This window comes from Nocardioides sp., from assembly GCF_964228225.1.
Taxonomy (GTDB): Bacteria; Actinomycetota; Actinomycetes; order Propionibacteriales; family Nocardioidaceae; genus Nocardioides.
Genome location: NZ_CAXQZB010000071.1, coordinates 1 through 18926, shown reverse-complemented (window position 1 = coordinate 18926; position 18926 = coordinate 1). Strand labels below are relative to the sequence as shown.

20 protein-coding genes are annotated in these 18926 nt (G+C 75.0%); 13 read left to right on the top strand and 7 right to left on the bottom strand.

From position 1 onward, the window contains the following. Nucleotides 1-26: 26 nt before the first annotated feature. The 3 genes from ACERUJ_RS16715 to ACERUJ_RS16705 all read right to left on the bottom strand — a co-directional run bounded on the left by ACERUJ_RS16715 (nt 27) and on the right by ACERUJ_RS16705 (nt 4147). Nucleotides 27-1226 (bottom strand): CpaE family protein, encoded by a 1200-nt coding sequence (locus tag ACERUJ_RS16715; protein WP_370249966.1) that lies wholly within the window; start codon nt 1224-1226, stop codon nt 27-29. 11 nt (nt 1227-1237) lie between these two features. Beyond that, the gene (locus tag ACERUJ_RS16710; RefSeq protein ID WP_370249964.1) at nt 1238-2053 is read right to left on the bottom strand and encodes an RcpC/CpaB family pilus assembly protein; all 816 of its coding nucleotides are present in this window, start codon (nt 2051-2053) and stop codon (nt 1238-1240) included. A gap of 249 nt (nt 2054-2302) precedes the next feature. Then, nucleotides 2303-4147, bottom strand: coding sequence for a long-chain fatty acid--CoA ligase (locus ACERUJ_RS16705; RefSeq protein ID WP_370249963.1), 1845 nt, complete (start codon nt 4145-4147; stop codon nt 2303-2305). Between the two features lie 148 nt (nt 4148-4295). On the opposite strand from ACERUJ_RS16705, the gene ACERUJ_RS16700 reads away from it, so the two are divergent. The 7 genes from ACERUJ_RS16700 to ACERUJ_RS16670 all read left to right on the top strand — a co-directional run bounded on the left by ACERUJ_RS16700 (nt 4296) and on the right by ACERUJ_RS16670 (nt 11670). Further along, entirely contained in the window at nt 4296-4754 is a 459-nt protein-coding gene (locus ACERUJ_RS16700) for an SRPBCC family protein (RefSeq protein WP_370249962.1), read from the top strand. 38 nt (nt 4755-4792) lie between these two features. Next, nucleotides 4793-6040 carry an ArsA family ATPase gene (locus tag ACERUJ_RS16695; RefSeq protein ID WP_370249960.1) on the top strand — a complete coding sequence of 416 codons (1248 nt, stop codon included), beginning with the start codon at nt 4793-4795 and terminating at the stop codon, nt 6038-6040. Then, on the top strand, nt 6037-6465 hold the full coding sequence (locus ACERUJ_RS16690; protein WP_370249958.1) for a hypothetical protein: 429 nt from the start codon (nt 6037-6039) through the stop codon (nt 6463-6465). The genes ACERUJ_RS16695 and ACERUJ_RS16690 overlap by 4 nt, the downstream gene beginning before the upstream one ends. After that, nucleotides 6462-7427 (top strand): ROK family glucokinase, encoded by a 966-nt coding sequence (locus tag ACERUJ_RS16685; protein WP_370249957.1) that lies wholly within the window; start codon nt 6462-6464, stop codon nt 7425-7427. Before ACERUJ_RS16690 ends, ACERUJ_RS16685 begins: the two co-directional genes overlap by 4 nt. Nucleotides 7428-7437: 10 nt before the next feature. After that, nucleotides 7438-8412, top strand: a complete 975-nt coding sequence (locus ACERUJ_RS16680) for an ROK family protein (protein ID WP_370249956.1) — start codon at nt 7438-7440, stop codon at nt 8410-8412. 583 nt (nt 8413-8995) lie between these two features. Next, complete coding sequence (locus ACERUJ_RS16675) at nt 8996-10276, top strand: HNH endonuclease signature motif containing protein (RefSeq protein ID WP_370249954.1); 1281 nt, start codon at nt 8996-8998, stop codon at nt 10274-10276. A gap of 95 nt (nt 10277-10371) precedes the next feature. Next, nucleotides 10372-11670, top strand: coding sequence for a hypothetical protein (locus ACERUJ_RS16670; RefSeq protein WP_370249952.1), 1299 nt, complete (start codon nt 10372-10374; stop codon nt 11668-11670). A gap of 16 nt (nt 11671-11686) precedes the next feature. Here ACERUJ_RS16670 and ACERUJ_RS16665 read toward each other — a convergent pair whose 3' ends face one another. Together ACERUJ_RS16665 and ACERUJ_RS16660 are read right to left on the bottom strand one after the other, a co-directional pair. Beyond that, complete coding sequence (locus ACERUJ_RS16665) at nt 11687-12103, bottom strand: hypothetical protein (protein ID WP_370249951.1); 417 nt, start codon at nt 12101-12103, stop codon at nt 11687-11689. Nucleotides 12104-12126: 23 nt separating this feature from the next. After that, nucleotides 12127-12924, bottom strand: a complete 798-nt coding sequence (locus tag ACERUJ_RS16660; protein WP_370249950.1) for an alpha/beta hydrolase — start codon at nt 12922-12924, stop codon at nt 12127-12129. Nucleotides 12925-13017: 93 nt separating this feature from the next. Between ACERUJ_RS16660 and ACERUJ_RS16655 the strand changes: the two genes are divergently transcribed. The 6 genes from ACERUJ_RS16655 (at nt 13018) to ACERUJ_RS16630 (ending at nt 17844) form a co-directional block, all read left to right on the top strand. Then, a complete protein-coding gene (locus tag ACERUJ_RS16655; protein ID WP_370249949.1) occupies nt 13018-13755 on the top strand; it encodes a lysophospholipid acyltransferase family protein in 738 nt (245 codons plus the stop codon). Between the two features lie 94 nt (nt 13756-13849). Then, nucleotides 13850-14518 carry a hypothetical protein gene (locus tag ACERUJ_RS16650; protein WP_370249948.1) on the top strand — a complete coding sequence of 223 codons (669 nt, stop codon included), beginning with the start codon at nt 13850-13852 and terminating at the stop codon, nt 14516-14518. 41 nt (nt 14519-14559) lie between these two features. Further along, nucleotides 14560-15720 carry a MacS family sensor histidine kinase gene (gene macS, locus ACERUJ_RS16645; protein WP_370249947.1) on the top strand — a complete coding sequence of 387 codons (1161 nt, stop codon included), beginning with the start codon at nt 14560-14562 and terminating at the stop codon, nt 15718-15720. Beyond that, the gene (locus tag ACERUJ_RS16640; RefSeq protein WP_370249945.1) at nt 15717-16250 is read left to right on the top strand and encodes a flavin reductase family protein; all 534 of its coding nucleotides are present in this window, start codon (nt 15717-15719) and stop codon (nt 16248-16250) included. Before macS ends, ACERUJ_RS16640 begins: the two co-directional genes overlap by 4 nt. A gap of 32 nt (nt 16251-16282) precedes the next feature. Continuing rightward, nucleotides 16283-16915 (top strand): response regulator, encoded by a 633-nt coding sequence (locus ACERUJ_RS16635; protein WP_370250001.1) that lies wholly within the window; start codon nt 16283-16285, stop codon nt 16913-16915. Nucleotides 16916-16920: 5 nt separating this feature from the next. Further along, complete coding sequence (locus ACERUJ_RS16630) at nt 16921-17844, top strand: hypothetical protein (RefSeq protein WP_370249944.1); 924 nt, start codon at nt 16921-16923, stop codon at nt 17842-17844. Here ACERUJ_RS16630 and ACERUJ_RS16625 read toward each other — a convergent pair. Together ACERUJ_RS16625 and ACERUJ_RS16620 are read right to left on the bottom strand one after the other, a co-directional pair. Beyond that, nucleotides 17837-18118 (bottom strand): hypothetical protein, encoded by a 282-nt coding sequence (locus ACERUJ_RS16625; protein ID WP_370249942.1) that lies wholly within the window; start codon nt 18116-18118, stop codon nt 17837-17839. The two genes, ACERUJ_RS16630 and ACERUJ_RS16625, sit on opposite strands and share 8 nt — an antisense overlap. A gap of 72 nt (nt 18119-18190) precedes the next feature. Continuing rightward, nucleotides 18191-18850 carry an FGGY-family carbohydrate kinase gene (locus tag ACERUJ_RS16620; protein ID WP_370249941.1) on the bottom strand — a complete coding sequence of 220 codons (660 nt, stop codon included), beginning with the start codon at nt 18848-18850 and terminating at the stop codon, nt 18191-18193. Nucleotides 18851-18926 lie beyond the last annotated feature (76 nt).

Genomic DNA, 18926 nt, shown 5'->3' with positions numbered 1-18926 from the left:
GAGGTGGAGGTCGGGGGCGGACGGAGTCACGCGGGGTTGCGACGACGAAGGAACCGCGCCGAGCGACCCTTGGGGTCGTCGAGGTCCGGGACCACGCCGAGCGTGGGGCCCGGCACGGCCACCGGCTCGCCCGCCAGGGTGCTGGCCAGCCGCAGGATCGCCGAGCTCGTCGGGTGCTGGGGCTTGCCGGCCACGATGGGGGTGCCGGCGTTGGTGGAGGCGGCCACGTCGGTGGAGGAGGCGACCTCCACCGCGACAGGCATCCCGAGGATCGCCTCCACCTTGTCGCTGCTGATGCCGACGGCGTCGTCGGCGCGGTTCAGCAGCAGGTGGCGGTGGCCCTCGGCGACGTGCAGCATCTCGAGGGTCTCCAGTGCGACCTTGACGTTCTTCAGCGTCGGCACGTCGAGCGTCGCGACGATCACGCACTCGTCGGTGGCGTCGAGGGCGGTGAGCACCTGGTCGTCGAACGCGGGGGCGGTGTCGACGACGACGTAGTCGAAGCTCTCGCGCAGCAGGTGCAGCACCTGGGCCACCAGGGCCGGGCTGACCCGCTCGCGGACGTCGGGGTGCGTCGGCGCCGCCAGGACCATGAGGGAGTCGTGGTGGCGGGTCAGCAGCCCGTCGAGCATCTCCTGGTCCAGGGAGTCCTCGGAACCGATGGCGTGCTCGATGGAGTGGGTCGGGAAGAGCTGCATGGTGATCGCGACGTCGCCGAAGGCGAGGTCGAGGTCGACCAGGCAGACCCGGCGCGCGCCGCCCTCGGTGAGGGCGAGCGCGAGGTTGACCGCCATCGTGGTCTTGCCGACCCCGCCCTTGGGGGAGAAGACGGTGATGATCCGGCCGTGCTGGCGCGCCCCCGTGGGCCCACGCAGCGCCACGTGGAGCGCGTGGGCCTGGCGGACGGCGAGCGTGAGCGCGTCGGGGTCGTCGGTCTGCACGACGTCGCGGGCGCCGGCCTTCATCGCCCCGGCGAGCAGGGCGGTGTCGAGGGCGTCGACCACGAGGATGACGCTGACCGTGGGGTGGCTCAGTCGCAGCGACTCGGCCGCGGCCAGCGCGGTGGGGCGGGCCACCGAGGGTCCGAAGACCACGACGTACTCGTCGGGATGCTGCTGCAGCCACGGCAGCACCCGATCGGGGTGGGCGACGGCGTGGGCCCCCGCCGGCAGGGCCGGGAGGAGCGCCGCGACGACGTCGTCCTCGGCATCGACCAGGATCGGCATGGTCGGCCTCCTCAGGCCCCGCCGCCCGGCGCCGGGACGCGGTTGCCCTTGCCGTCGCGGAAGATCTCGCTGGGGGAGACCTCGCTGGCGTCGTTGCGCAGGCCGAACCACAGCGTGCTCTCACCGGCGTCGGCCTGCGACGCGGCGGCGATCAGCAGCCGTGCCTCGCGCTCGTTGACGGCCAGGGTGAGGTTGGTGGTGGGCGTCTCCTCCAGCGGGTTGCCCTGCGCGTCGGTGGCCGAGGGTGAGGTGGTGGCCGAGCCGACGCCGATCACCAGCACGTCGCTGAGCAGCACCTCGGCCAGCGGCAGCGGCGCGTCGGCGTCCGGGGTCGGGGCGTTCGGGTCGGCCGGCACGGTGGTGTCGACGATCGGCTGGACGAAGATCACGACGTGCGACCCGGGCCGGGTGAACGCACCGACCTTGCCGTAGTCGGTCATCGGCACCTGCACGGCGATGTCGCCCTCGGGGAAGGCGATCGTGCTCTCGCCCTCGACCTGGTCGACGGTGCCGAACTTCTGGGGGAGCAGCTGCTCGCCGGGGTAGATCGTGGTCAGCGCCACCGTGTTGGCGAACAGGGTGCCGTCGTTGGTGGCGCCCTCCAGCAGCTGCCCGCGCGGCACCGGCCGGCTCACCAGCTTGCCCGCCGCCGACGCGGCCGAGGCCGACTCGCCCGCGGCGATCTGCTGGGTGGCCACCAGCACGTCGACGGTGTCGTACTCCTGGGCGGCTCGGTCCTCCGCGCCCTGCGCGTAGACGAACACCAGGCCCGCGCCGAGTGCGGCCACGAGCACCGCGACCACCAGCATCACCCTGCGACGATCCATGTTGACAAGCCTCCCACTTGATCCACGCGTGCCCGATCGGGCCGACCGCACCGGTGCGGTCGCCGCGTCTCCCATCCCGCCTGACACTGTAGGGAGACCCACGGGCGTTGGGGGCCGATTCCGGGCAATTCCGCGCCGGATGCCTCGTCCACGAGACGATCGGCGGCAGCGCTGTGACCTGGGGTTCCGGTCCTGTCACCGACCTGTGGATCCGCGGTGGAGCCGGCGTGGATCAGGCCAGCCGCGCCCTCAGCGGTACAGGTCGGCGATCTCGTCGCGGCACTCGCGCAGCACGACGTGGCGGCGCAGCTTCAGGCTCGGGGTCAGCTGGCCGCCCTCCTCGGTCCAGTCGCGGTCGAGCACGGTGAACCGCCGGATCGCCTCGGCGCGCGACACCGCCGCGTTGGCGTCGTCGACGGCGGCCTGGACCTCGGCGAGCAGGTCGGGGTCGTGCGCGAGGGCGGCGACGACCTCGGCCGGGTCGGTGCTGCGCAGCCGGCGCCCGCGGGAGCCCGCCCAGACCACCACGGCCTCGGCGTCGAGGGTGAGGACCGCCGCGACGTAGGGCCGGCGGTCGCCGACCACGAGGGCCTGGCTGATGAGCAGGTGGGTGCGCAGGCGGTCCTCGAGCACGGTGGGGGAGACGTGCTTCCCGCCGGCGGTCACGAGGATCTCCTGCTTGCGGCCGGTGACGCGCACGAACCCCTCGTCGTCGACCTCGCCGACGTCGCCGGTGTGGAGCCACCCGTCGGGTTCGAGCACCTCGGCCGTGGCGGCGTCGTCGCCCCAGTAGCCGCCGAACACCTGTGGACCGCGCACCCACAGCTCGCCGTCGTCGGCCACGCGCACGGCGGTGCCGGGCAGCGGGCGCCCCACGCTGCCCACCTTGTGGGCCTCGGGCACGTTGACCGTGAGCGCGGCGGCGGTCTCGGTGAGCCCCCAGCCCTCCAGCACGGTGACGCCGGCCCCGCGGTAGAAGTGGGCCAGCCGCTCGCCCAGCGGTGCGCCGCCGGACACCGCCACGGTGCACCGCCCGCCCAGGGCCTCGCGCAGCCGGGCGTAGACGACGCGGTCCAGGACCCGGTGCCGCGCCCGCAGCGCGGGTCCGACGCGGCCGCGCTCCCGGGCCTTGGAGTAGTCGATGGCGGTGGCGACGGCCCGCTCGAACACCCCGCCCCGGCCGTCGGCGGTGGCCTGCTGGCTCGCGGTGTTGAACAGCGTCTCGAAGACCCGCGGCACGGCGAGCAGGAACGTCGGGCGATGGGTGCGCAGCATCGGCACCAGGGCGGTGACGTCGCCGGCGTGCGCCACCCGCACGCCCGCCTGCACGCAGCCGATCTGCACGATGCGGGCGAAGACGTGGGCGAGCGGGAGGAACAGCACGGTGCCTGCGTCGGGGCGGGCGAACACCGGGGCCAGCTCGTGGAGGCCGACCGCGACCTCCGCCAGCAGGGTCGCGTGGGTGAGCACGCAGCCCTTCGGGCGGCCGGTCGTGCCGGAGGTGTAGATCAGGGTCGCGACGTCGTCGGGTCCCAGCGCGTCGCGGCGCTCCTGCAGCACGGCGAGCGGTACCTCGGTGCCGGCGGTGGTGAGGGCCGCGACGGCGTCGGGCCCCTGGGCGGGGTCGATCACCCACAGCCGGTCGCACACGCGGGTGCCGGCGGTCTCGGGGTCCTCGCCGCACGCCTCGCGCAGCCGCGCGGCGTGCTCGGGCAGCTCGACGACGGCCGCCACCGCCCCGGAGTCGCGCAGCACCCAGGCCACCTGCTCGGGCGGGGCCGAGGGGTAGACCGGCACCACGATCGCCCCGACCGCCCACAGCGCGTAGTCGAGCAGCGTCCACTCGTAGCGCGTGCGCGACATCAGCACGACCCGGTCGCCGGCGTCGATGCCCGCGGCGAGCAGCCCGCGGGCCACGACGTCGACCTCGGCGGCGAAGGTGGCGGCGTCGATCTCCTCGCCCGGCCCGCGCTCCCCGTCGCGCACGAACAGCACCTGGTCGGGGGTCTGGGCCGCCCGGTCGCGGACGTCGTCGACCAGGGTGCGGTCGCGAGGCAGCACGACGTCGCCGAGAGGGGTGGAGAACTCGCGCATGCCGCACCTTCCTGGACGGTCCGTGACGGGAGGGAGGGGTCCCGGTGCGTCGCCGTCGACGCACCCGCACGCTACCGGTCGGGCGGGGGTGGCGTTCCTCACCGCCACCGCGGCCCGCGGGGGGAGGCCGATCCGCTAGCCTCGCACCGTGCCCGAGCAGACCACCTCCTCGATCGAGGTCGAGGCAGCGCCCGCGGCGGTGATGGCCGTCATCGCCGACTTCGCCGCCTACCCGCAGTGGGCCAAGGGCGTCACCGTGGCCGAGGTCCGCTCCGTGCTGGGCGCCGAGGCCGGCGCCGACGCCGGTCGTGCCGCCGAGGTGTTCTTCGCCCTCGACGTCGCCCCGGTCAAGGACGAGTACACCTTGGCCTACACCTGGGACGGCGACCGCGCGGTGACCTGGACCCTGGCCGAGGGCAAGATGCTGCGCTCGCTCGACGGCGCCTACGTGCTGCGCGACCTCGGGGGCGGTCGGACCGAGGTCACCTACCGGCTGGCGCTCGACCTCGCGATCCCGATGATCGGGATGATCAAGCGCAAGGGCGAGAAGATCCTCATCGACACCGCGCTCAAGGGCCTCAAGCAGCGCGTGGAGTCGGTGCACTGACCTCCGCGGCCAGCGCCGGAGCGCCGCCGTCCCCCGCCGTGGCGCGGCTCCTGCTGTTCACGGGCAAGGGCGGGGTGGGCAAGTCCACCGTGGCGGCCGGCACGGCCGCGCTCGCGGCGGCGCGCGGGGCGCGCACCCTGGTGCTGTCCACCGACGCCGCCCACTCCCTGGCCGACGCCTACGGCGTGCCGGCCGTGGGCGCCGAGCCGACCGAGGTCGCGCCCCGGCTGTTCGTGCAGCAGGTCGACGCCCAGCTGCGCTTCGAGCAGTCCTGGGCCGAGATCCAGCGCTACCTGCTCTCGGTGCTCGAGGTGGCCGGCGTCGACCCCGTGGCCGCGGAGGAGCTGACCGTCATCCCCGGCGCGGAGGAGGTGCTCGCGCTGCTGGAGCTGCGGCTGCACGTGCTCAGCGGCCGGTGGGACGTCATCGTCGTCGACTGCGCCCCCACCGCCGAGACGCTGCGGCTGCTGGCGCTGCCCGAGGCGCTGGGCTGGTACATGCAGCGGGTCTTCCCGACCCAGGCGCGGGTGATGAAGGCGCTGCGACCGGTGCTGAGCCGGGCCGCGGGCGTGCCCATGCCGCAGGGCACCGTGTTCGACGCCGTCGAGCGGCTCCACGGCGAGCTCGACGAGGTCCGCCGGATGCTCACCGGGCCCCGCTCCAGCGTCCGGATCGTGCTGACCCCCGAGCAGGTCGTGCTCGCCGAGGCCCGGCGCAGCTACACCTCGCTGTCGCTGTACGGCTACCGGGTCGACGGTGTCGTCGCGAACCGCATCTTCCCGGCCCAGGGCGCCGACGACTGGCGCACCCGGTGGGTGCTGGCGCAGGACGCCGTGCTCACCGAGGTGACGGCGTCCTTCGCCGGGCTGCCCGTGTGGCGCTCGGAGTACCGGCCCACCGAGCCGGTCGGGGTGGAGGCGCTGGCCGGGCTCGCGGCCCAGGTGTACGGCGACGACGACCCCCTCGCCGTCCCCACCGGTCACGGCCCGTTCCAGGTGGTGCGGCGCGACGACGGCGCCGTGCTGCACCTGGCCCTGCCGCTGGTCACCCGCTCCGAGGTCGACCTCGCCCGCAACGGCGAGGAGCTCGTGGTCACCGTCGGGTCCTACCGCCGCGTGCTCACCCTGCCCGCGGGCCTGGCGCGGCTCCGGGTGGCGGGCGCGCGTGTGGACGACGGCGTGCTCCGGGTACGGTTCCGCGAGAAGACGACCGGGGGCGACGGCGCCCCGGCCAGCCGGACGCCGGGCCCCTCGGCCCCGGCGCACGACCCAGGAGCAGCCCCGTGAGCGACCCCCACGAGCCCCCGGCCGGCGAGCCCGGCGAGCCGGTGGGCGAGGTGGGATCGGTGGGCGAGGAGGCCGCGAAGCTCTTCGGTGCGCTCTCGGACTGGGCGCGTGACCAGTCCACCGACTGGGGTGCCGCGGCGGCCGGGATCGCCGGCCAGGCCGCGCACCTGGCCCGTGAGGTGGACGACCACCTCGCCACCGGGGCGGCCGAGTGCACCTACTGCCCGATCTGCCGCACGGTGCATCTGGTGCGCCAGACCACGCCGGAGGTCAAGGCCCACCTCGGCCAGGCCGCCTCCAGCCTGCTGCAGGCGGTGGCCGGCATGCTGGCCACCGTCCCGCCCACCGGGTCGGGCAGCGGGTCCAGCAGCGTCGAGCACATCGACCTCGGGGGCGACGAGGACGACGACGAGGAGTGGACGTGAGCCGGGCGCGTGCGGTCGTCGATCCCGACGCGTTGACCTGCGGCGTCGACGTCGGGGGCACCAAGATCGCGGCGGCGCTGGTGTCGGCGTCGGGGGAGATCCTGGCCCACGACCGGGTGGCCTCGCCCGCGGGCGACGCCGAGGACGTCGAGGACGCCATCGCCGCGCTCGTGCGCGGGCTCGCGGTCGACCGTCCCGTGGCCGCCGTCGGCGTCGGCGCGGCGGGCTACGTCGACGCCGGGCGCCGCGTGGTGATGTTCGCCCCCAACATCGCGTGGCGCGACGCGCCGCTCGCCGAGGCGCTGGAGCGCCGCCTCGACCTGCCCGTCGTCGTCGAGAACGACGCCAACGCCGCCGCCTGGGGCGAGTTCCGCTTCGGTGCGGCCGCCGACGCCGACGACCTGCTCATGATGACCATCGGCACCGGCGTCGGCGGAGGTCTGGTCTTCGGCGGCGAGCTGTTCCGCGGGTCCTTCGGCGCCGCGGCCGAGATCGGCCATCTGCGGGTCGTGCCCGGGGGACGCGACTGCGGTTGCGGCCGGCAGGGCTGCCTGGAGCAGTACGGCAGCGGTCGTGCCCTGGTGGCCGCCGCTCGCGCCCGCGCGCTCGACCCCCGGGGCGCGGCGCTGCTGGCCCGCGCCGGCGGCGACCCCGACCGGATCGACGGCCCGTTCGTCACCGCGGCCGCCCAGGACGGCGACCCGACCGCCCGGGCCGCCCTCGCCGAGATCGGCGGCTGGCTGGGGGAGGCGCTGGCCTCGCTCGCGGCGGTGCTCGACCCCGGCGTCGTCGTGATCGGTGGTGGGGTGAGCGAGGCCGAGGACCTGCTGCTCGACCCGCTGCGCGAGGCCTACGGCGCCCACCTGAGCGGACGGGGCCACCACCCCGAGCTCGAGGTGCGGGCCGCCGCCCTCGGCAACGACGCCGGCGTCATCGGCGCCGCCGACCTCGCGCGTCGCTGAGGGTCGGCCCGTGACCTCCGAGCCCTCCCAGCCTCCCGAGTCGCGGTCCGCGCCGTGGATCGGCGTCGACATCGGCGGTACGAAGGTGCTGGCGGGGGAGATCGACGACGCCGGCCGGCTCGTGCGCACCGCCAGCCGGCCCACCCCCGGGGCGCGCGTGCCGCTGGCCGAGGTGGAGGCCGCGCTCGACGCCGCCGTCGCCGAGGTCGCGCAGGGGCGCACCCCGGCGGGCGTCGGTGTGGCGGTGGCCGGTCTGGTGGACCCCGACGGCGAGCGCGTCATGTTCGCCCCCCACCTGCCGTGGGCCGGCGAGCCGGTGCGGGCCCGGCTGGAGGAGCGCTGGGGCGTGCCGGTGGCGGTCGACAACGACGCCAACTGCGCCGCGCGCGGCGAGGCCCGCTTCGGTGCCGCCCGCGGTCGCTCCTCGGCCCTGCTGGTCGCCCTCGGCACCGGGATCGGGGGCGCGTACGTGCTCGACGGCCGGGTGCTGCGCGGCGCCGGCGGCATGGCCGGGGAGTTCGGCCACATGAGCTACTCCGTCGGTGGCCGCGCGTGTCCGTGCGGGCTGCGCGGCTGTTGGGAGCAGTACTGCTCCGGACGCGCGCTCGTCCGGGCCGCCCGCGAGCACCTGCCGGCGCCGGAGTCGCTGCTGCACCGCTGGACCGGGGGTCGTCCCTCCCGCCTCGACGGCCCGATGATCACCGACGCCGCCCAGCGCGACGACGCCGTCGCCCTCGCCGCCTACCGCGACATCGGCGTCGCCCTCGGCCGCGGCGTCGCCTCCCTCGTCGCCGCCCTCGACCCCGAGGTCGTCGTCATCGGCGGCGGCGTCTCCGTGGCCGGTGAACCACTCCTCGCGCCCGCCCGTCAGGCCCTGGCCACCCACCTCGTCGGTGCCTCCCACCGCACCCTCCCACCCCTGCTCCCCGCCACCCTCGGCAACGCCGCCGGCATCGTCGGCGCCGCCCTCCTCCTCCGCGACTGAGTTCCGGGCCCGGGACTCGCGGAGGGTACGCCCGGCCCGCCGGAGGTCGGCGCCGCCTGCCGCTGGCTGCTGGCCCTGCGTGGTGGGGGACGGCACGGTCGTCGAGGAGCGAGCCCTGGCGAGCGTCACGAGGCGCCCGCACCCGACAGACCGCCTGTGCCCGGCGCGGGCGTCGTCACCAGCGGAATGTGCAGGCGCCGGCCGCCGGGTCCAGGGCGCTCCCCGCACATTCCGCTGGGGACGACGGGAAGACGGCGACCCACGGCGGACGGTGACGTGGCGGCGCCGTCTGCTGGTGGGGGCTGGCCGTCACGGTCGTCGAGGAGCGAGCCGCTGGCGAGCGTCACGAGGCGCCCGCACCCGACAGACCCCCCTCGGGCCGATGTCGTCTGCCGGGGCGCAACATCGACGAACGCAAGGGTGACGGAATGGGCGTCGTGGGGCACGGCACGGTCGTCGAGGAGCGAGCCCCCGGCGAGCGTCACGAGACGCCCGCACCCGACAGACCACCTCGGGCCGAAAACGACCTCTGACCTGTAGATTCGCACTGTAGCTCGAACACATGTTCGAGTAGAATCGGAGCATGCCCACCGCCACGGCCGACACCGCGTCCACGGTCTCTCACGCGCGCACCCTGACCGGGTTGACGGAGCTGGCCGGCGACGCCGAAGCGGCCGAGCGCAGGTTCTTCATCGGCGCCGCGACCTACGCCGTCGCCCACCCCATCGTGGTGTGGCCCCGGGCGGACGAGGAGCCCAAGACCATCGAGGAGGTCGCGGGGATCGACGAGTCCGCGGTGGCGGAGTTCGCGTGCGCGACCGGCCGGACCTACCAGTCGGGCCTGGGGTACCTGTCAGCCGCGAAGGAGTGCGCCACCCGCCTCCCGCGCCTGTGGGTGCGGGTGCTGGCCGGGGAGGTGTCGGTGTGGCGAGCCAGGCTGATCGCGGACCGCACCTACTGCCGCAACGCCACCGTCGCCGAGTACGTCGACGCACGTCTCGCCGCCTACGCGCACTCGTGCTCCTTCGCCCAGCTCGACCGGACCGTGGCCGCCGCGATCGCCGCCCACGACCCCGCACTCGCCGCGGAGCAGGCGAAGGCTGCTGCGGACGGGCGCCGGGTGCTGATCGGCACCGCGACCACCGGTGTCGACGGCACCGTCGAGATGATCGCGACCCTCGACGCCGCTGACGCCCTCGACCTCGACCGGGCCCTGGGGCAGGTCGCCGCCGAACTGAAGGCCGCCGGTAGCGAGGACTCCCTCGAGGTCCGACGCTCCATGGCCCTCGGAGAGCTCGGCCGCAAACAACTCGCCCTCGACTTCGGCGCCCCGAGCGAAGAGGACCCCGAGCCCAGGAACCAACGGGACCTGACGCTCTACGTCCACCTCTCCCAGGCCGCCGTCGAAGCCGGCACCGGGATCGGGCGGTTGGAGAACACCCGCATCCCCGTCACCCTCGACCAGATCAAGAGCTGGTGCGGCGTGGCCGGCACCAAGGTGACCGTCCGGCCGGTCCTCGACACCGGCTCCGTCCGTCACACCGACGCCTACGAGGCCACCCCGATGATCCGCGAAGCGGTGATCCTGCGGGACGGTACCTGCGTCGCCCCGTACTGCCCGCGCCCCGCCCGGGGCGGCGACCTCGACCACATCGACCCGTTCGACCACGCCCACCCCGCCCGGGGCGGACCCACGTCGACGGACAACCTGGCCGCGCTCTGCAGACGCCACCACCGGCTCAAGACCCACCACGACTGGACCTACGAACCGATCACCACCCCGGACGGCCGGTCGTACCTCTGGACCCTGCCGTCCGGCAGCCGCTACCTCCGCGGACCCACCGGCACCACCCCGCTCGACTGACCTGACAGGAAGCACCGACAGGCGACACCCGACGCGGGTGCCGCCCTGTCGTGCCGCCCGACAACCGAACGGGAACGGCCGGCGTCTGAGGTGACATGACCACCACCTTCTCGGGCCGCTCGGGCCGCCTCGTCCTCGCCTCCCTCGCTCTCGCCGCCGTGGCAGGGCTCTCCACGACGGCGGTCGCCGTCGCCCGCGACGACGCACCGTCGTCCCCGGCGACGTCGGCCGCTGCCACGACCACCTCGCCCTCCACCTCGCCCGCCACCTCGACGGCGGGTGGCGCGGAGGTGTCCGAGACGCCGGTCGGCCAGCAGCCCGTGCCGGGCTACACCGGCGCGGGTGGACGGTTCCTCGAGCTGGACCCCGCGTGGGTGCAGCCGGGGACGACGGTGAGGACCGGTGACGGCTGGAGCGCCGTCGTGTCCCCGGACTCGAGCCGCTTCCGGCTGACGGCCCCCGACGGGCGGCAGTGGAGCACGCGGCTGGGCCTGACCGCCGACGGCTCCCCGAACCTGCTCTCCGCGACCCGGCTGATGCTGGGCCAGGCGGGGGAGGGCTACGTGGTGAGCACGGGGGAGCCGGGACAGGAGCTGACCGTCATCACCCTGCGCTCGGACCGGATCCGGACGGCGCTGGTCACCGGGGGTGTGCCGATCGGGAACGGGACCACCGAGGACGGCCGCGCCTACCGCACCTGGTTCAGCGGCGGCGTGCTGCGCACCGCGGTCGCGCTCACCGCCGAGGACCCGCGGCAGGTCGCGCTGCACTACTGGGGCGTGTCGGGTCCCGGTGAGGGCAGCGACCACGCCGACCCCGAGACCGTCGACCTCATGCCCGCACCCGAGGGCACGTACTGCCTCACCGGGGAGCCCGGCAGCGGCACGGCGGCGCGCTGCGAGGTCCCGCGCGACGAGTCGCAGCTGCCGACCCCCGACGTCACCACCGGGCAGGGCGTGGGTCGCTCCGTCGCGTTCCCGAGCGGCACCTACGGTCGGCTCCAGCGTGGGGAGCGCGGCCTCGACCTCGTGCTCACCGGCCCCGACGGAGCGCCGCAGCGCGTGGCGATCCCCGGCGCGGGGTACGCCGAGCTGATCACCTCCGAGCTGCGGATCGACGGCCGCACCGCCTACCTCGTCCAGCGTGAGGGAGGCGACTCCACCGCCGCCTTCCTCGCGGTGGTGGGCGACGACGGTCCGTTCCTGGCCCGGGTGGCGGCGGGCGACACCTACTTCGGCAGCGGCTTCTCGCCCGACGGGCGGTCGGAGCGGCTCGTCGTCGCCGGCGGCGGGACCGCGCTGTACTCGCAGATCGAGCTGCCCGGCGGCGGTGGCGACGTGCGGCTGTGGCGCCTGGACGACGCCGGCACCCTCACCGCGGTCGCCGTGGGCTGATCGGGACCCCGACCGGTCAGAGCACCGCGCCGTCGTCCCAGGGGTCGCGGGGTTCGCGGCTCATGGTGACCACGAGGTAGAGGAACCCGCCCACGAAGCCGATCACCATGGCGTAGGCCAGCAGCGAGGGCAGGTCGACGCCGGCGATGAGGCACAGCAGCAGCAGCGCGGGGGAGCCGAACACGCCGCACCACGCGGCCAACCGGTCCGGGGGCAGCCGCGGCAGCGGCGGCGGGGCGGGCGGCACGAAGCCCTCGACGTCCTCGGGCTCGCCGAACGGGTCGCCGAACGGGCCGTCGGCCTCGTCGTCCCCGGCGGTGAGGTCGACCGGTTCCGGAGCCGGGGGAGCGACGGGTTCGTCGTCGATCTCGGCGCGATCCCCGAAGTTCTCGACGATCGCGCGCCAGACGTCGTCGTCGTCCTCGCGAGCCACGATGCCGAGACTACGGGGCGGGACTAGGCGTCGGGACCGGGGGCGGCGGGGGCGGTCACCCGGGCCACGAACGCCGCGGTCTCGGCGAAGATCCGGGGCGCGTCGTGGTCGAGGGTCGCCACGTGGAAGCTGTCGGGCAGCTCGATGCGGGTCACGTCGGTGCTGCCGACGCCGCCGAGCACGATCGGCTCGGTGAGCCCGTCGACGACGTGGTCCTGCGGGGACCGGAAGTAGAGCAGCGGGGCGGTGACCTGCGGCAGGGCGGCGGTGATCCCGGGCCAGGCCTGCATGAAGGAGTGGATCGCCTTGAGCGGGGTGCGGGTGTAGCCGTACTCGCTGACCCCCGGCTTGGCGATGTCGTTGGCGATGCCGGGGAAGGCCGGCACCACGTGCTTGAGCACCGGGAGCAGCTTCACGTCGAAGCGGCCGGTGGCCAGCGCCGGGTTGACGACGACGACGCCGGCGACGTCGCGACGGCTCGCGACGTGCAGCGACAGCGACCCGCCCATCGACAGCCCGCCCACCACGAGGGCGTCGACCTCGCCGGCCAGGTCGTCGACCTCGCCCAGCAGGGCGCCGGCCCAGTCCTCGAACCGGCACCGGTTCAGGTCCTGCCACCGGGTGCCGTGCCCGGGCAGCAGCGGCACCCGCACGGCGTAGCCGAGCTCGCCGAGATGGCGGCCCCACGGCCGGATCGAGGCCGGGGTGCCGGTGAAGCCGTGGCTCAGCACGACCCCGATCCGGCGTCCGCCGGTGAGCTCGGGACGGGCCTCGCAACGCCAGGGCTGCGACTCGGGATCGACGGGGGTGGGACCGCTCATGAACCGCATCATGCCGTGTCGCGGGTTCGTCACGCGGACGGACTAGGCTGCGGTGGTCCGGCGGTCGTATCGAGGTGAAGGAGAGGGACACCGGTGTTCTACTGGTTCCTGAAGTTCGTGGCCCTGGGGCCGCTGCTGCGGGTCGTGTGCCGGCCCCGCGCCGAGGGCGTGGCGAACGTGCCCACGCAGGGCCCGGCGATCCTGGCCAGCAACCACCTCTCCTACGCCGACTGGCTGTTCGTGCCGCTCACCCTGCGCCGGCGCGTCACCTACGTCGCCAAGGCCGAGTACTTCACCAGCCCCGGCATCAAGGGCTGGCTGCAGAAGCAGTTCTTCTCCGGCACCGGGCAGGTGCCGATCGACCGCGCCGGCGCCGACGCCGCGGCCGGCGCCCTGCTGTCAGCCAAGCGCGTGCTGGGGGAGGGCGACCTGTTCGGCATCTACCCCGAGGGCACCCGATCTCACGACGGGCGGCTCTACCGCGGCAAGACGGGCGTGGCCCGGCTGGCGCTGGAGTCCGGCGCGCCGGTGATCCCGACCGCCGTGATCGGCACCGACGTCATCGCCCCGCCGGGCAAGACGTTCGGCAGGCTCGTGCGGCCCACGGTGCGGTTCGGGCCCCCGCTGGACTTCTCCCGCTACGAGGGCATGGAGAACGACCGCTACATCCTGCGCTCGATCACCGACGAGATCATGTACGCGATCATGAAGCTCTCCGAGCAGGAGTACGTCGACATGTACGCGACCCGCGCCAAGGAGCTCGACAAGGAGCGCGCCAAGGCCGCGAAGGGCTCGGGGTCCGGCACGACGGAGCCCCCCGCGGCCGCCTGAGCGGCCCGCCGACCCCTTGTCCGTTCCTTGTGGGTGTCCTAGCGTGACGGCGCCCGGTGCACGACCGGGTCCCCCGATCCCCCAGGAGACCGCCGTGAAGACCCCCTCCCGCCGCCCGAGCGCGGCACTGATCGTCGCCATCCTCGCCCTCGTCGTCTCGATGAGCGGCACCGCCGTGGCCGCCAAGATGCTCACCGGCAAGGACATCAAGGACAGCTCCCTCACCGGCAAGGACGTCAAGAACGGCAGCCTCACCGCCTCCGACCTGGGCAAGGGCGTGATCGTGCACAAGGCGATCCCGCGCAAGCGCGTCGTGGCCACCTCCGGTGTCAACATCGACGCCGCCCGCGCCGCCGCCCCCGAGGTCGTGCTCTTCCGCAAGGGTGCGATCACGATCTACGCCAAGTGCTTCGTCGACCTCAGCGTCGGCGAGACCTACTCCGAGGTGTCGGTCAAGACCTCCCGCGACGGCGCGATCCTCGACTCCCGGGAGGACTCGCTCGAGGGCGGGTCCACGGCCGGCGACTTCCTCAACACCACCACGCTCGAGACCGACCGCCAGCTCGAGACCGACTCCGCCGCTCCCGGCACGGCGTCGATGGGCTCCCAGGACGACAGCGACTTCACCATCTTCGCCCCCGACGGCACCACCCTGCGCGGCTGGACCGGTGCGGCCGTGAAGAGCGGCAACCTGATGAGCGGCAACGGCGTGTACGGCGAGGGCAACGTCTGCCTGTTCACCGGCGCGATCTTCGCCGCCTGACCCACGCGGCGGAGCGCCGTCGTCGCAGTAGGCTCGCGGACGTGGTGGTCCGGAGCAGGGCGACGGCGTCCCCCGTCGGCGCGGCGGAACTGGCCGTCGAGGGCCGGATGTTCGTGGCGCTCGCCGTCCTGCGCGTCGTCGTGCTGGCCTACGCGGTGGGGCTGAACCTCTACCGCGGCGTCGACCGGTTCGACCACCCCGCGGCCGGCTACGCCGTCCTCGCCGCGATGGTCGGCTGGTCGGTGCTGATGATCGTGCTCACCACGGTGATGCGGCGCCGCGACGCCGGCCTGGTGCTCGCCGACCTCGCGGTCGCCCTCGGCGTGCTCGCGCTGACCCCGGTGGTCAAGGGGCCCTGGTTCGAGGCCTCGATCCCGGGGTTCTGGGTGATGGCCGCGCTGCTCACCTGCGCCGTGCGCTTCGGCACCCTCGGCGGTCTCGGCGCCGGGCTGCTCATCGGGGGGCTCGACCTCGCCCAGCGCCAGGAGATCGCGGGCACCACGATCGGCAACGACTTCCTGCTCCTCATCGGCGGCCCCATCGTGGGCCTGCTGTGCCGCTCGCTGCAGCAGATGGCGCACGAGCGCGACCAGGCCGAACGGGCCGCCGCGGCGGCCGAGGAGCGCGCCCGCCTGGCGCGGGTGGTGCACGACGGCGTGCTGCAGGTGCTGGCGCTGGTGCAGCGGCGCGGCGGCGAGCTGGGCGGGGAGGCCGCCGAGCTCGGTCGCCTGGCGGGGGAGCAGGAGGTGCGGCTGCGCAGCCTCATCCGCTCCCAGGACGCCGTGCTGGACACGGCCCCGGTGGAGCTGCTCGGCCAGCTCGGCCGGCTCGCGCTCCGCCCGGGGGTCGAGGTCGTCGTGCCCGCCGGCACCGTCGACCTGCCCGGACCGGTCGTGGCCGAGCTGGTCGCGGTGGTCGGCGCGTGCCTGGACAACGTGACCCGCCACGTCGGTGAGGGCGCCCCGGCCTGGGTGCTCGCCGAGGTGCTTCCCGACGTCGTGGTGCTGACCGTGCGCGACGAGGGTCCCGGGATCCCGCCGGGACGGCTCGAGGAGGCCGCGGCCCAGGGGCGGCTCGGGGTCGCGGAGTCGATCCGCGGCCGGATCCGCGACCTCGGCGGCACCGCCGAGCTCACCACCGGCGGCTTCGGCACCGAGTGGGAGTTCACCGTGCCCCGCACGAGTCCGGGCGCGGCCGGATGACCATCCACGACGGCCACCCCTTCCCGACCGACCCCGACCCCCTGCGGCGGCTGCGCGGCCGGCTCGGCGGCGCGGTGTGCCTGCTCACCAGCGGCGCCGACCTCGACGGCCCGCCGGGGCGCCGCGCGGCCGGTCTCACGGTCACCTCGGTGCTGCTGGCCGCCGGCGAGCCCGCCCGTCTGCTCGTCCTGCTCGACCCGGACGCCGACCTCACCGAGGCCGCCGAGTCCAGCGGCGCGGCGCGGCTGGCCGTCCTCGGGTGGCGCCACCGGCAGCTGGCCGAGGTGTTCGCCGGGCTGGCGCCCTCGCCCGGAGGTCCCTTCCGCAGCGGCGACTTCGCCCCCGCGCCGGGCGGACCCCGGCTCACCGACGCCCTCGCGGGCGCGCGGCTGGCGTGGGAGTCCGCCGCCGAGGTCGGCTGGTCGCGGCTGGTCACCTTCACCGTCCACGACCCCGAGATCGGCCCCGACCCGGAGCCGGCGCTGCTGCACCGCCGCGGCCGCTACCGGCGCCTGGAGGAGGACGACTAGGGTCGCGTGCTGTGAGCGATCCGATCCGGGTGATGGTGGTCGACGACCACCCCATGTGGCGTGACGCCGTCGAGCGCGACCTCATCAGCGCCGGCTTCGACGTCGTCGCCGTGGCCTCCGACGGCCAGCAGGCGCTGGTGCGCTTCGCCGCCACCCGCCCGCAGGTCGTGGTGCTCGACCTGCAGATCCCGGCCCCCGACGGGGTGGAGGTCACCCGCACCGTGCTGAGCCAGGACCCCGCCGCGCGGGTGCTGATCCTCTCCGCCTCCGGCGAGCAGGACGACGTGCTGGAGGCGGTGAAGGCCGGCGCCACCGGCTACCTCGTGAAGTCGGCCTCGAAGGCCGAGCTGCTCGACGCCGTCACCCGGGTGGCGCGCGGCGACTCGGTGTTCACCCCCGGGCTCGCCGGTCTGGTGCTGGGGGAGTTCCGCCGGATGGCCGATCCGCGTACCCGCGAGCCGGAGCACCCCGAGCTCACCGAGCGCGAGACCGAGATCCTGAAGATGGTGGCCAAGGGGCTGTCGTACAAGCAGATCGCCGAACGGCTCGTGCTGAGCCACCGCACGGTGCAGAACCACGTGCAGAACACCCTGCGCAAGCTGCAGATGCACAACCGGGTCGAGCTCACCCGCTACGCCATCGAGCAGGGTCTGGACGAGGACTGACGCCGGTGCCCGACGAGCCGGCCCCCGAGCTGCCCGAGCTGCCCGAGCTGCCCGAGCTGCTGGCGATCGCCGACGCGCTCTACGCCCTCCCGCTGGCCGAGTTCACGGCCGCACGCGACGCCCGGGCCAAGGAGCTGCGCGGGACCGCGCTGGGGCCGCAGGTCAAGGCGCTGCGCAAGCCGGCGCTGGCGGCGTGGGCGGTGAACCTGCTCGTGCGGCGCGAGCACGAGCAGGTGGACCAGGTGCTCGCGGTCGGGGAGGGGCTGCGGGCGGCGCAGGCCGGGCTCAGCGCGTCCGAGCTGCGTGCGCTCACGGTGCAGCGGCGCCAGGTCACCGCGGCGGTCACCTCGCAGGCACGCTGGCACGCGCGGGCGGCGGGGGTGCGCCTCACCGAGGCGGTGGCCCTGCAGGTCGAGGCCACCCTCACGGCCGCGATCCTGTCGGCACCGGCCGGGGCGGCGCTGCGGTCGGGGCTGCTGGTGCAGCCGCTGCAGGCCACGGGGATCGACGACGTCGTGCCGCCGGACGCCGTCGCGGTACCGGCCGTGCTCGCCCACGACCATCGCGCCACGCCGGTCGCGGCGGCGGCCCCCGCGCTCAGCGTGGTCCCCGATCCCGACGGCGGCGCCGACCGCGCCCGCGCCGAGGCCCGGGCCGCGCTCGCCGAGATCGAGGAGCGCCGGGCGGCCGCCGAGGAGGCGGTCGCCGAGCGGCGCCGCGAGGTGGCGCTGCTGGAGGCCCGGGCGCTGGAGCTGGAGTCGCGGCTGGAGGAGCTGCGCCGCCGCACCGCCGACCTCGAGGCGGAGTACGAGCAGGTGGACGACGCGCTGGTCGAGGCCGAGGAGGCCCTGCGGCGCGACCAGGACGACCACGACGAGGTGGCAGCCGAGCACGCCGCCGCCCAGCGCCGCCTGGCCGATCTCAGCTGAGTCGGTCCAGGGTCGATCGGGCCAGGCGCAGCACAGGAGCGATCGCGGGTCGACGGCCGTCGCGCTGCGCCCAGGCGTCGAGCAGCACCCGACCCTGCTGGACGTAGACCTCGCTCCAGTGGTCGGTGCCGGTGGCCTGGGTCGCCGTGCGTCGGAAGACGGAGGACCGGCGACCGAAGCCCGCCGCGTCCTGCACGGCGTAGCGCACGCGGTAGCCGTCGGGGTCGGTGGTGGTGCCCTCGCAGCGCTCGAGCGCGAGGACCATCTCCTGCATCGCCTCGGCGGGCCTAGGACCTCCCACCCCGCCCGCCGGCAGGACGGCTGTCCACCCCTCGTGCCGGCGTCCTCAGAGGGTGGCCCAGCCCTTGCTGCGCTCGACGGCGGCGCGCCACCGCGCGTGGTCCCGGTCGACGTCGGCGCGGTCCGCGCGGGGCGTGAAGGCCCGGTCCAGCTGCCAGGTGCTGCGCAGGTCCTCGGTGGAGTCCCACACCCCCACCCCGAGGCCGGCGAGGAACGCCGCGCCGAGCGCGGTGGTCTCCACCAGCCGGGGCCGCCGCACCTCGACCCCGACCTGGTCGGCCTGCACCTGGCAGAGCAGGTCGTTGGCCGCGGCCCCGCCGTCGACGCGCAGGGCGGCGGGGCGTACCGGCAGGGTGTCGAGCACGTCGCGCACCTCGAACGCGATGGCCTCCAGCGTGGCCCGCACGAGGTGGGCCCGGGTGGTGCCGCGGGTGAGGCCGAGGATCGTGCCGCGGGCGTGGGGGTCCCAGTCGGGGGCGCCGAGGCCGGTGAGCGCGGGCACGAACACCACGCCCTCGCTGCTCTCGACCGTCGCGGCGATCGCGGCGGTCTCGGCCGCCGACCCCACGATCTGCAGGCCGTCGCGCAGCCCCTGCACGGCGGCGCGCCAGTGCATCAGGTCCAGCGCAAGCAACAGCACCGGCTGCAGCAGGTCGAGCCAGTGGCCCCGCGTGCGCCGGGTGTCGTCACCCGCGGGCGCAGACATGCCTGGTGTGGTCAGCGGCGCGTGAGCAGCCAGCCCACCAGCAGCCCGGCGCCGGTGGCCAGGCCCACCGACTTCC